General features: G+C 63.9%; 13 protein-coding genes and 1 pseudogene. 9 read left to right on the top strand and 5 right to left on the bottom strand.

Annotated features, from left to right (window positions below):
- Positions 1 to 232 precede the first annotated feature (232 nt).
- Positions 233 to 619: a TfoX/Sxy family protein gene (locus J2805_RS14945; RefSeq protein WP_309977534.1), complete on the top strand. Its 387-nt coding sequence runs from the start codon at positions 233 to 235 to the stop codon at positions 617 to 619.
- Between the two features lie 24 nt (positions 620 to 643).
- Here J2805_RS14945 and J2805_RS14940 read toward each other — a convergent pair whose 3' ends face one another.
- Together J2805_RS14940 and J2805_RS14935 are read right to left on the bottom strand one after the other, a co-directional pair.
- A complete protein-coding gene (locus J2805_RS14940) occupies positions 644 to 799 on the bottom strand; it encodes a hypothetical protein (RefSeq protein ID WP_309977532.1) in 156 nt (51 codons plus the stop codon).
- Positions 796 to 921: a hypothetical protein gene (locus J2805_RS14935; protein WP_309977531.1), complete on the bottom strand. Its 126-nt coding sequence runs from the start codon at positions 919 to 921 to the stop codon at positions 796 to 798. The genes J2805_RS14940 and J2805_RS14935 overlap by 4 nt, the downstream gene beginning before the upstream one ends.
- Positions 922 to 1,611: 690 nt before the next feature.
- On the opposite strand from J2805_RS14935, the gene J2805_RS14930 reads away from it, so the two are divergent.
- The 7 genes from J2805_RS14930 (at position 1,612) to J2805_RS14900 (ending at position 9,484) form a co-directional block, all read left to right on the top strand.
- The gene (locus J2805_RS14930; protein WP_309977529.1) at positions 1,612 to 3,204 is read left to right on the top strand and encodes an alkaline phosphatase D family protein; all 1,593 of its coding nucleotides are present in this window, start codon (positions 1,612 to 1,614) and stop codon (positions 3,202 to 3,204) included.
- A gap of 316 nt (positions 3,205 to 3,520) precedes the next feature.
- Positions 3,521 to 4,720, top strand: a complete 1,200-nt coding sequence (locus tag J2805_RS14925; protein WP_309977527.1) for a pyridoxal phosphate-dependent aminotransferase — start codon at positions 3,521 to 3,523, stop codon at positions 4,718 to 4,720.
- Entirely contained in the window at positions 4,717 to 5,676 is a 960-nt protein-coding gene (locus tag J2805_RS14920; RefSeq protein WP_309977526.1) for a 2-hydroxyacid dehydrogenase, read from the top strand. The genes J2805_RS14925 and J2805_RS14920 overlap by 4 nt, the downstream gene beginning before the upstream one ends.
- Positions 5,677 to 6,509: 833 nt before the next feature.
- A complete protein-coding gene (locus J2805_RS14915; RefSeq protein WP_309977525.1) occupies positions 6,510 to 7,031 on the top strand; it encodes a hypothetical protein in 522 nt (173 codons plus the stop codon).
- 179 nt (positions 7,032 to 7,210) lie between these two features.
- Positions 7,211 to 7,786 carry an HNH endonuclease gene (locus J2805_RS14910; protein ID WP_309977523.1) on the top strand — a complete coding sequence of 192 codons (576 nt, stop codon included), beginning with the start codon at positions 7,211 to 7,213 and terminating at the stop codon, positions 7,784 to 7,786.
- A 92-nt stretch (positions 7,787 to 7,878) separates the two neighbouring features.
- On the top strand, positions 7,879 to 8,661 hold the full coding sequence (locus J2805_RS14905) for a GntR family transcriptional regulator (RefSeq protein WP_309977521.1): 783 nt from the start codon (positions 7,879 to 7,881) through the stop codon (positions 8,659 to 8,661).
- A 415-nt stretch (positions 8,662 to 9,076) separates the two neighbouring features.
- Complete coding sequence (locus tag J2805_RS14900) at positions 9,077 to 9,484, top strand: ester cyclase (protein ID WP_309977518.1); 408 nt, start codon at positions 9,077 to 9,079, stop codon at positions 9,482 to 9,484.
- A 93-nt stretch (positions 9,485 to 9,577) separates the two neighbouring features.
- On the opposite strand, the gene J2805_RS14895 is transcribed toward J2805_RS14900, so the two are convergent.
- The gene (locus J2805_RS14895) at positions 9,578 to 10,201 is read right to left on the bottom strand and encodes a hypothetical protein (protein WP_309977516.1); all 624 of its coding nucleotides are present in this window, start codon (positions 10,199 to 10,201) and stop codon (positions 9,578 to 9,580) included.
- Between the two features lie 40 nt (positions 10,202 to 10,241).
- Positions 10,242 to 11,519 carry a S8 family serine peptidase gene (locus J2805_RS14890; protein ID WP_309977514.1) on the bottom strand — a complete coding sequence of 426 codons (1,278 nt, stop codon included), beginning with the start codon at positions 11,517 to 11,519 and terminating at the stop codon, positions 10,242 to 10,244.
- Positions 11,520 to 11,569: 50 nt separating this feature from the next.
- Here J2805_RS14890 and J2805_RS14885 point away from each other — a divergent pair, with 50 nt between their 5' ends.
- A complete protein-coding gene (locus tag J2805_RS14885; protein ID WP_309977512.1) occupies positions 11,570 to 12,253 on the top strand; it encodes an alpha/beta fold hydrolase in 684 nt (227 codons plus the stop codon).
- Positions 12,254 to 12,292: 39 nt separating this feature from the next.
- Here J2805_RS14885 and J2805_RS14880 read toward each other — a convergent pair.
- Positions 12,293 to 12,421: pseudogene (locus J2805_RS14880) on the bottom strand (nucleoside deaminase); the annotation flags it as partial.
- Positions 12,422 to 12,448: the final 27 nt, after the last annotated feature.

Raw genomic sequence — 12,448 nt, 5'->3', positions numbered from 1 at the left:
GCACGCCGGCCCCCGCAGGAAAGACACCGTCATCCGCCGCTGGCGCATGACATGTAGCAAGTCTCCTCCCGGCCGGGGTGGCTGACAAGGAACGCAGAACGGGTTGCTGGCGGCTCTGCCGACGCGCTCGACTGGGCTCCCGACCAGCCTCTCGACCGCGCCCCGGAACGGGCATATCCTGCAGGAAGTCCATCTCTGGCAGCACGTTCCGGCAGACAAGGGAGACGTTCACATGGAAATGCCCAAACCGTCCGACGCCGACAAGGAGCACTTCCGGAAGGTGGTGCCGGACCATCCGGATGTGGTGGTCAAGCCGATGTTCGGCAACCTGGGCGCGTTCGTCAACGGGAACATGTTCGCCGGGCTGTTCGGGCCTACGATCGGGGTCAAACTCTCCGAGGCGGACAAACAGGAACTCGAAGGCACGGAGCGGACCGTCCCGTTCGGCCCGCCGGAGCGTCCGATGGGCGGCTACACCGGGCTCCCGGAGGTGTGGAACGCAGAGGGCGACGGCGATAACGCCCGGGCACAGGCCTGGGTGGAGAAGGCGTACGAGTACGTCGCCGGCCTGCCGCCGAAGGAGCCGAAGGCTTCGCAAGCGAAGGCCGCGAAGAAGTAGCTCCCAAGTCCCCTGGCTACAGATTCAGCCGCGGTTGTAACGGGCAAGTGCTTCTTTGTAGACAGCGGCAATTTCAAGGTCGCCCCTGTCCGTGTATTTGGCGATGATGTTCGTGAGGTCGCGTTTGATGACCAGATGCGCGTCATACGGTTCGCGAGGACGGCGAACGTAATCGTTCATGATTTCGCACCTACTTGCGCCTCTTCACGCTCCAGCAGATAGCGCAGAAATGCAGCCTGGTTGTCGATTTCCCGCTGTTTTCGCGGGGAAACCCAATCCAGCAATTCCTGGTCGTCAGCCATGATGTCCACTCCTTCCGGTGATGAATTGATAATCACCCCGTCCGGGCAAGATCCGCGAAAGTTTCAGGCAAGATAGGCCAAGGTTTTGTCGCGGCAGTTTTGGCCCGGCCGAACACGACATTGAGGCGGCACCTGGACCGCGAGCTGCCCCTCTGGCAGGAGCAGATCCGTCGAATCAGATACAGCAGCACCTGATCCAATCGAGGGTCAAGAAGATAAAATAGACCATGTTGGTCTTTGCAGCCTTCGGATTCCTGCTTTACATCGCCCTTCTTCTTGCCGTGCTGGTCTTGGCCGGTATTGTCTGGGCCCTCTCCCGTCTGGGGCTCTGGATTCTCGGCCTCAGGCCGCGGCCCAGTCAGAAGAAAGTCGCTAGCGTCAAGCCGGCCCCGCCCCAGGTCCGACGCCGAGTCCCGGCCCCGGCCCCGCCAAGGGCGGTACCCCAGGTTCAAGCCCGGGCACCACGCGCGGCGGAAGTCCCGGCCCCGTGCGACATCTGGCCCAAATGGACCCCGGCTCACAGGCGCTACGTGGACCAGGAGTTGGCCCTCTGGCAGGAGCAGTTCGACGCGCTCAACTCCCGCAGGTAGGCACCGCTCAAGTCAAAATCGACAGCTTTTGACACGCAGTTAACCACCCATTCACACCGTCCTCAGGACCTGTCCAACCGGCCTCCATACGGTCGACGGCATGGACACCAACATCTCGCGCAGATCACTCCTTTCCGTCGGCCTCGGGGCCGGACTCGTCGCCGCCCTGCCGGGTGCCGCCGTCGCCGTTTCCACAGCGGACGACGCCGGTCTCCGCACCGATCCGTTTATGCTCGGCATCGCCTCCGGCGAGCCGTGGCCGGACGGTTTTGTCATCTGGACGCGGCTGGCCGTTGACCCGCTCGCCGAAGACGGGCTCGGCGGGATGCCGCAACGCACCGTGCCGGTTGCCTGGGAGGTGGCCGAGGATGCCGGCATGCGCAGCGTGGTGGCGCGCGGCGTCGAACAGGCCCGGATTGAGGATGCCCACTCGGTCCACGTGGAGCTGAAGGGCCTGAAGCCCGGGCGTGAATACTTCTACCGGTTCCGCAGCGGCCGGCACATCAGCGCCATCGGCCGGACCCTCACCAGCCCGGCGCCGCACGAGACGCCGGCGGCTCTGGCCATGGCGTTCGCCAGCTGCTCCCAGTACGAACACGGCTACTTCACAGCCTACACGCGCCTGGCGGAGGACCACCCGGACCTGGTGCTGCACCTGGGCGACTACCTGTACGAGTACAAGAAGGGCAACTACGTGATCGGCGGCGGGAACCCCCGCGACCACGAAGGTCCGGAGACCTCCAGCCTCGCCGGCTACCGCCAGCGCCACGCGCAGTACAAGTCCGACGCCGACCTGCAGGCCGCGCACGCCGTCGCACCGTGGCTGGTGGTCTGGGATGACCACGAGGTGGACAACAACTGGGCGGACGAGGTCCCGGAGAACACCGATGCGGGCCAGCTGAACGACACCACCGAGCGGTTCAGGCAGCGGAGGGCGGCAGCGTTCAAGGCGTACTACGAGAACATGCCGCTGCGCGTGTCGTCGGTGCCAGCCGGATTCGACATGAAGATCTACCGCACCATCCAATGGGGCCAGCTGGCCAACTTCCACATGATGGACACCCGGCAGTACCGGGACGACCAGCTTGCCGGGGACGGCTGGAAGAAGAACGTGGCGGAACGCCTGGCCGAGGACCGCACCATCACCGGCGCGGAGCAGGAGAAGTGGCTGCTGGACGGCTTCAGGAACTCCACTCAGCGCTGGGACATCCTGGGCCAGCAAGTGTTCTTCGCCGAGCGCGACCGCAACCAGGCGCCCGAGATTGACGACGTCTCCATGGACGGCTGGGACGGCTACGCCGCGTCGCGCCGCCGCATCACCCAGGGCTGGGTGGACGCGAACGTGCGCAACGCCGTCGTCCTCACAGGCGACGTGCACCGGAACTGGGCCAACGACCTCAAGGTGGACTACAAGGACCCGGTGGCCCCGGTCGTCGGCTCCGAGCTGGTGTGCACGTCCATCACGTCCACCGGCGACGGGACGGGCTCCACGTCGGACCCGGTGATGGCCTGGAACCCGCACCTGAAGTTCTACAACGACAACCGCGGATACGTGAACACCCGCATCACTCGGGAGGCGATGACCGCGGACTTCCGGGTGCTGGACTACGTGACCACGCCGGGAGCCGCTGTGTCCACGAAGGCGTCGTTCGAAATCCGGGACGGTGTGCCTGGGCTGGTGGCACGGGGTTAGAAGCTTCCCGAAACCCAAGCGGCCGGCGGGATTGCCCGCCGGCCGCTTGTGGTTGAGGATTCGGTCGCGTCGGCGAGCGTCACCCACTCCCGTAGCATTCACGCCCGGAATGGATTGTGGGAACCGCCTGCCTTGACAGCAGGCAAGCTATCAGAGCCCGCACCGAGGTGGTCCAGATCACATTCCCAGTCTGATACATTAGTAATATATTAGATCTACGACTGCGTGCGATCATCTGTCGCGGTCTGATATGTCAGCTCTCCAGATCTGAATCCCGCGAAGGATCGATCGTCAACTCGATGAGGAGTGGAACAGCATGCAGCAACTCGCACACCGGCTCGAACGCCTGGGCACCGAAACCGCCTTCAGCGTCGCGCAAGCCGCGGCCGCCTGGAAGGCGAAGGGGAACATGGTGTACCCCTTCCACCTCGGCGACATCAACATCCCGACCGCGCCGAACATCGTGGAAGCGATGAACCGGGCAATCACGGACGGCTACACGGGCTATTGCCCCGGCCCCGGCATCCCGCAGCTGCGTGAAGCCCTCGCCGACGACATCGGCTCGCGCCGTGGTGTGCAGTTCTCCCCCGACAACGTGGTTGTAATGACCGGCGGCAAGCCCGTCATCACAAAGTTCCTGCAGGCGGTCATGAACCCCGGCCAGGAAGTGCTCTACCCCAACCCCGGCTTCCCGATCTATGAATCGCAGATCGAGTACCTCGGTGGCACGGCTGTACCGTACCGCTACGTGCCCACGAGCACGGGCTTCGCCATCGACCTCGAGCAGATCCGCGCGTCGATCACGCCCAACACGGTCGCGATCATCTACAACGACCTGCAGAACCCCATCTCAGCCGAGTCGACTGCGGCCGAGCGTGAGGCAGTCGCACAGCTCGCAATAGAGCACGACCTCTGGGTGCTCTCCGACGAGGCCTACTTCGAGACGCGCTACGAGGGGGTCTCGAGCTCGATCGTATCGATACCAGGCATGGCGGAGCGCACCGTCATCCTCTACACATTCAGCAAGAAGTTCGCCATGACCGGTTCCCGTCTGGGCTGCGCCGTCGCCCCGATCGAGATCGCCAAGGTGCTCAGCACGCTCAACACCAACGATGAGTCGTGCACCACGCACTACGTGCAGTGGGCCGGCATCGAAGCGCTCCGTGGCCCCCAGGATTCTGTGCAGCAGATGCTGGACATCCTCCGCGGGCGTCGGGATGCCGCATGCGAAATCGTGAACGACATCCCCGGCATGCATGTCGCCGTGCCGCAGTCGACGTTCTACCTGTTCCCCGACGTCACCGAGGTCATGAAGCGCATGGGTTACACGGCAGTCGGCGACTTCGCCACTGACGCCCTGTACAAGACCGGCGTCTCCTTCTGCACCCGCGAGCACTTCGGCCGACGCCTGCCCGGCGAGGAGCGGCAGTACATCCGGCTCGCCTATTCGGGCATCGAAGTGCCGGACATCCGCGACGGCCTCGGACGCCTGCGCGAGTGGATCGAGACGGCATGAGCCGGGTCGTCGTTACGGGACGTGTACCCGAAGCCGCACTCGAGAAGCTGCGCGCCGAACACGAGGTTGATGCCTGGGAGGGTCCGGAATCGATCGGGCGCGAGGAGCTCCTGCGCCGGGTCGCCGGCGCCGATGCCGTGGTGAGCCTGCTTACCGAACGCATCGACGCCGAGTTGCTCGACGCCGCCGGTCCGCAGCTCAGGGTCGTCGCGAACGTCGCCGTGGGCTATGACAACATCGACGTGCCGGCCTGCACCGAACGGGGCATCGTAGCCGCCAACACGCCCGGCGTGCTTACGGATGCCACAGCTGACATCGCCTTCAGCCTCATCCTCATGGCAACCCGCCGGCTCGGTGAGGGGGAACGTCTCATCCGTTCCGGCCAGGACTGGAAGTGGGGCATGTTCTTCCTGCTCGGCAGCAGCCTGCAAGGCAAGACCCTCGGCGTCGTCGGCATGGGCGGCATCGGCCAGGCCACCGCGCGCCGGGCTAAGGCCTTCGGCATGGAGATCGTCTACCAGTCGCGCAGCGAGATCGATCCCGGGATCGCCGCCGAGCTGGGCGCCCGGCGGGTCGAGCTCGACGAGCTGCTGGCCGTCAGCGACGTCGTTTCGCTGCACTGCCCCTACGGACCGGCCACGCATCATCTGATCGGCGCCGAGCAACTCGCGGCGATGAAGAGCTCGGCATACCTCGTCAACACCGCGCGCGGACCGATCGTCGACGAAGCAGCGCTCGCTTCCGCGCTTCGCGAGGGGCAGATCGCCGGCGCCGGGCTCGACGTTTTTGAAAACGAGCCCAGCGTGCACCCCGGATTGCTCGAGCTCGAGAACGTGGTGCTCGTACCGCACCTCGGCTCCGCCACAGTGGAGACCCGCACTGCCATGGCGATGCTCGCCGCCGACAACGCGCTCGCTGTGCTCAGCGGCGAACAGCCGCCCGCACCGATTAATTAGTCCTCGCTACGGCGTGTCCGGAGTAACGAGTACGAGCCCCGTCCCGAAGGACGGGGCTCGTACTCGTTCACGGCATGCAGTGCCGTGGAAAAAACTCGAAGGACGACGTCGGACGTACGTCGCGGGCGAGGATGCGGCAACAGCAGGCGGGACGCCGGAGCTGTCCGAAGAACTGACTGTTCGCGTGAACCGTCTGACAGCAATCAGGGGCGTCGTCTGGCATCGACTACTCCTCCACAGAAATTGTCGGCTGTGGGCTTCGGCATGGGCTAACAGCGGACTGACAGGATATGAGCCCTAACCCGCACCTGGTGCTGCGCCTCGGTGGCTGCATGTACGAGTACAAAAGGGCAGCTACGTGATCGGTGGCGGGAACCAGCGCGACCACGACGGTCCGGAGACCTCCAGCCTCGCCGGCCACCGGCAGCGGAGGAAGCGACGTTGAACGAGTGGTGCGCGTTCCTGCGCCAAAGCTGGGAAGAAGCTGCGGAGGCCTTGAGGCAAGCGGGTCCAGAATTGCTACGGCGGTACGTTCGGCGAGTAATTCGCATCTACATGAACTATGGGGGCAATAAATGAATACACGTTTTCGATGCAATAAAGCTCGAAATTCGGTCAACAATGAGGCTTCCAATGCGGTCGACGCATCGCCGCGTTCGTGGATTTCTCAACGCCCCGTGGCTGGTGCGGCTGTAGCTCTCGCCGTAGTCATCTCAGCGACTGCCTGCGGAGGGCAATCTGCCGCCTCGTTCAGCACGTCGTCGGCCAGCGAGTCCGCATCCCCGAGCGCCACGCCCACACCCACCCCAACCGCTCCGGGATCATCCGGCTGCGTGACGGAAAATGCGACGGAAAAGTACGCGCCGAAGGTCTTCATCTGCACTAAGAGCGACGCTGGAAAGCTGCTGTGGATGGAAGAGTCAGAATCGAAACGAGTAACGGACGCGCGGGCGGCAGCAGCGGCGAAGATGGCTGCTGAGAAGGCAGCCGCAGAGAAGGCAGCTGCCGACGCGGCAGCGCAGGAAGCTGCGGCTAAGGCGGCACAGGAGCAGGCTGCTGCAGAAGCGGCCCGTCAACAGGCTGCGGCCGCGGAAACGGCGCGCCAGCAGCAGGCCGCTGCTGCCGCAGCGGCAGCAGCGGCGGCTGCAGCCCAGGTGCCCGTGCAGCCTGCCGTCCCCGCAGCTCCGTCCGGATGCGATCCAAACTATGCGGGAGCCTGTGTGCCGATTGCGTCCGACGTCGATTGCGCCGGAGGGAGCGGCAACGGTCCCGCGTATGTGGGCGGACCTGTCACCGTCGTGGGATCTGACATCTATGGTCTCGACAGGGATGGGGACGGATTGGGATGCGAGTAGTGACCAACTAATCCATCGGAAGCAGGTCCGTCGCCTGTGGCTTCCAGGTGCCATAGTCGACGGACCTCAATAACATCCACCGGGAGTCTTAGTTAGGCCCAATCCGCGCTCCGGCAATACGAATAGTCTTGCCAGCCGCAACGCTGCGCGAGTGCTGTCGTGAGTCTCGAGGGGAAGACATGCTGGAACTGAAACGCATCTACTGGAGCCGCCAGGTTCTGCGATTGGCATACGCGGCCGTGATTGTGTGGTTGGGCGTCTCCGTTGTCCTGGCGCTCATGCCAAAGACCAACGAAGCGGCCGGCCCGGGGCCCTCGTCGCCCGCCGAGGTATTCCGCGGGATGTCCGACGAAGTCCTGGCAGCCGTGATTGCACCGGGTGCATTTGCCCTCGTCCTAGCCATTGCAGCGGCCATCATCGGTGCACGCGACGTCCGCCGCCGGGATCCGGTACGGCGCTTCACTCGCCAACAGCGCCGCGATGGGATGGCGCGGGCTGACGGCCGATGTGAGATGGAAGCAGGGTTTCGGCGTCGTTGTTCCCGGGCCGCCGAGCACGGCGACCATTTCTATCCCTGGTCCAAAGGCGGCTCCACGAGCCTGCAGAATTTCGTCGCCGCCTGCGCCAGGTGCAACCGGGCGAAGAGCGCCCGGATCCCCTCGCCCGGCCAGCAGGAAAGAATGGAACGACGACGGCGGGAGTACGTCAAGCACGAAGCTGCCGTCAGCGTCGGTGAACGGCAACCGCTCCCCTAGCCGGTCCTCGCAAACAAGCCGAGCTTGTCCAACAAACAAGTCACACGTGTCGTACGCTGGAATTCCCCGAAGCCCACTAAGCGAGGAATAACGTGCACGAGGACGCCGCCAGGTTCCTGTCCCAGCCGGTGATGGCCCAGCCCGGCTCGCCCCTCCGGGTTGCCGTGTACTCCCGGATCGCCGAGGCCATCCGCAACAGCCTGCTGACGCCCGGCTCCATGCTCCCCACGGAAACAGAACTCGGCGCGGACATGAAGGTCAGCCGCACCGTGGTCCGCGAAGCGCTGATGCTGCTCGAAGAGGACGGCCTCATCCGGGCCCGCCGTGGCGTCGGCCGGTTCGTCGCCGACACCCTCCCCCGCATCGGCATCGAACGCATCCGCCCCTTCGAGGAAGTCCTCGGCGGCCCCGGACAGCACATCGAGATCAAACGCATCCAGCGGCAGCGGCAGTCCGCCTCGGAGTTCGTCGCCCCCGGCGTGGGCGTCGAGCCCGGCGCCGACTGCTGGCTCTGGGAGTCCGTCCTGATCCGCGACGGCGAGGCCATCGCACACCTGCAGGAGAACATCTCGGCACTGCCAGTGAGCCTGGGCAGCACTTCCGCCGCCGCGCCACTGGAAATCGACGACGACGGCGGCACCCTGCTTGCCAGCCTGAACAACCGCTTCGGCCGGGTCCTCGGGCCCGGCGAATGCCAGATCAGCCTGAGCCAGGTGGGACCAAGCCGGGCCAAGCTGCTGGACCTCCGGGCGCCGGATCCTGTCCTCGTGCTGACGCAGTACGTCAGGCACGCGAACCGGCCCTTCTACCTGGCCAAGTGCCTGATCGCGGCACGCGCGGGGCACCTGTCCGTGATGCAGTCCCTTCAGTCCTGAGCCGCCGGCCCACCAGCCTGTGTTCCATCGGTCTCGTCCCCGCAAGGGCAAAGCCGGAAAATCAGTCGGCCAGCTCTGCCGCCCTGGTCAGTGACGTCGTCTGGGCAGGCCCTCGGCACACAGGTAAATGCCGATGCTGTTGTTTAGGAATCGGCATATTCCGCGAACGACCGTTCACGAGGCAGTGCGGCCACCAGGAGCTGTGACTATTAGCTGAGAATGGCGGTTATGTCGCAGGTTAAAGTGGCGAACTTGCGAAAGTTCTCTTGCCAAGCTCTAGTCGCCAGGGGTCCTTACAGTAGGCGCCCGGACCCCTTCTATTTGAGAGTACGGATGCGGGACAATCTTCCTACAGCGCCCTCGTAAGGTTGGTGCTGGCATGCTGAAAGATCCTTAGGTAAAGGAGTGGATGAGCATGTCCGAAGAAAACAAGGCCCTCGCGCTTCGATCTTGGGAAGCCCCGAATAACCCGGACATCGTCGACGAGGTGTATGCCCCCGATCTCGTCTGGCACGAGCCCGATCAAGAGATCCGCGGCGCAGAGGAAGCCAAGCAGTTTATCGCAACGTTCAAATCCGCTTTCCCTGACCTGAACGTAACCGTTGAGGACGCGATAGCCGAAGGGGATAAGGTCTGCACCCGGTGGACGATACGCGGCACTCATCAGGGAGAGATAGTGGAGTTTGGCCCTCCCACCGGGAAGCAAATAGAGCTCAAAGGCATCTCCATCAGCCGCATCGAAGGAGGCAAGATAGTCGAGGAGTGGAATAGCTACGACAATTTGGGCGTGATGCAGCAGCTTGGGCTCGTTCCTGAAAAGTAGCACGCGGCAGGTCCTAGGCTGGGTGACGCCACCAAGCGTTGAAGTCCACACCTTGATGCCCTAAGGTTCTCGCCCGGGATGGCGTTCAAGGGGCTATCTTTCCGGTCGCAGCATGAAAAATAGCCTCCACGCGTCACCCCTAATCTGAGACAGCCTCAGCTCAGCGTCAAAGTCCTTAAGCTTCCCGTTTGCTTCACAAGTGATGTGACTGCCGTTCGTGTACTGGAGCTCGCAGTTTTCCTCGTTGATGACCAGCTTTCCCTGCCACCCGCTGTCACGGACAATCCGTTCAAAGTCTTCCCGCGTCATGCCCTGGCCTTCAGGACCCGACCACTGCCGGTGCAGGGACGGGCAGGGTGCTGTCACTGCCAGGCAGGGCAGGAATGCTGTGGCTTGAACGATCCGCCCCGCCGTCCTTCCCGGCACATTCCCGAGCTCGAACCCCTCAGGAATTGCAAGGTCGTCTGCTGCACGGAGCATCTCATTGGTTCTAGCGGCCTCCAGAAAGCCGCTGGCAATTACGAATGCGGTAATCAGCAGCACCGTTGCACTGCTGAGGATCAGGGCAATCCGACGCATCTTCAGAGTGTTGAGGACAAGGGCAATAACGCCGAAAACAACGGTGACCATGACAGAAACAAGGATCACCGGGAAGTTGACGGTGAAGGCAGGGTATTCCATGGTTGTCTTTCGACCGGCTGCATCGAGCTTTATCAAAGCAAAATACTCCGCCAGTTTTACTGACGGAGTATTCAGGCTAAGGGCAGGTGCCTGCGACGGCCTTGCATGCGTTCACACGGCCGTGTGCCCAGGACGTACCGGTGCCGAGGATCGGGTCAGCGGTTGATTCGATTTTCGCGCGGACTGATGCGTTGTCGGTGACGGCAGGTGTTCTCCACACAAGCGCGGCAACGCCGGCGACAACAGGTGAGGCCATTGAGGTACCGCTTGCAACGTCATAGCCCTGGGACCGGCCGTTTTGTGTGCCCAAGACGAAGGGGTGGTTCGGGAAGGTCGAGTAGACGTTGACACCCGGCGCGGCGACATCCACCCACTTTCCGTAGGTCGAGAAGGATGCCTTTCTGTCGTTGTTATCGGTTGCAGCCACGGCAATAACGTTGGGATAGGCACCGGGGTAGATCTTGGCCTGGGTTCCTGCGTTGCCGGCTGCGGCAACTATCACTGCGCCCTTATTCCAGGCGTCACTGACGGCAGCTTCGAGGGTGCGGGAAGAGACGCGCTGTCCAAGGCTCATGTTGATGACCTTGGCGCCGTTGTCGGCGGCCCAAGTGATGCCGTTTGCAATGACTGAGCTGGAGCCGGATCCGCTGTCATTGAGCACTTTGACGTCCAGGATGCTGCACTCCGGGCAGACACCGGCAACGCCAATCTTGTTGTTGTACTTCGCGGCAACGATGCCGGCGACGTGGGTGCCGTGACCGTACTTGTCCTCAGGGTTTGCTTTGGGATCCTCTTTGGTGTCCGCGCTGACGAAGTTCGCGTACCCAACTACCTGCGATGCGATGTCGTCGTGGGCGTTTGCCACACCCGTATCGAGAATGGCCACCGTGGTACCGCCGCCGGTCGTGACGCCCCATGCTTCAACGGCGTCCACATCGGCATCCTCTGTGCCGTTGGCCGCTAGCAGCGCGCCGGCGGTGCTGGTCAGCGGCTGGCCAACGTTCTGCAGGGCGTACTGTTGCGGGAAATACTGGTCATCGGTGGCGGCAGTAACCACCTCATCCGGCTCGGCGTACTCAACCGCCGGGTTCCGGCTTAAAGCTTCGATGAGCTGCAATTCCTTGCCGGCCGGAACTTTGATGAGTTGGGCGCCAGTGGCGCCGATGCCACGGCCCTCGCTGAGGCCATGCTGGCGGAGCACGCCGGCGGCCGCGCCGTGGTCGCGAAATTTGACCATGATTTGCCCCGCGATATGGGAGGACTGGGGGCCCGCCGCGTTGCCTGGGAGCGCGAAGGTGATGGCGCCAAACCCCATGATGACCGCTGTGACTGAAGCTATAAGGATTCTTCTCATGGGGTGTATCTTGCTTCAATCTTCACGCGCTAGATAGTGGGAGACGGCAAGTGGTTGCCGACTGCCGGATCGAAAGCCGCCGCCGCGCCGTTGAAGACCGGCGACGACGACGGCAGCACCCTGCTTGCCAGCCTGAACAGCCGCTTCATCTCGGCGGCGGTTCCGGGCGCAAGCTCGGCCGTCGGCTGAGGAGCTCCCTGGCGTTCGCTGCCAAGCATCCGGACCGGCTGCTGAGCCTGGCGCTGCTGGAGCCGGCCTGGGCAGGGAACTGGGACTGGAGGCCGGCGCACACTGAGCTGTGGAAGGTCTATGAGCGGTTGGAGGACCTGCCGCCTGAGCAGTTCACGCCCGCCTTCATGAGGCTGGGAGTGAAGCGCGACGTCGTCCTTCCGCCACCGCCGCCGGGTCCCCCGCCGCCGTGGATGGCCAAGCGGCCCGCGGGTATCAGGGCGTTCCTACGCACCTTTAAGAGCTACGACTTGGATCGGGCGCGTTTGGCGGCCTTTCGCCGACCGGTGCTCTTCGTCCTCGGCGGCCTGAGCAACCCGGATGAATTCGGCGACATTGCCGGCCGGCTGTCCAGGGTCTTCTTCCCGGACTTCCGCCTGGAGGTGTTCCCCAAGCGGCACCACTTCGACCCGCCACACCGGATCGAGCCCGAACGGCTTGCTGAGCTGCTGCGGGCGTACTGGGAGCGGGCGGAAGGCAGGAGTGCGGCATCCGCTGGCTCCTGACTTTGCAGTCAGCTGGGCGACGCGCGTCCGCCCTCACATTGCGCTAATGACCATGCCGTCCCGGGCGAGCGCTGCTCCGATGGGGATGCCGCCTTCCGCCAGGCTCTTTTGGGCGGCCTGGTAAGCGGCTTCGAATACCGAGTCGGAAGCGGCCTGTGGGTACCGCAGCGGGCGCCCTCCCGAAAATGTTCGCCC

Source organism: Arthrobacter oryzae (assembly GCF_031454875.1).
In the GTDB taxonomy this organism is placed as follows: domain Bacteria; phylum Actinomycetota; class Actinomycetes; order Actinomycetales; family Micrococcaceae; genus Arthrobacter; species Arthrobacter oryzae_D.
This window is presented reverse-complemented; position numbering and strand designations above follow the sequence as displayed.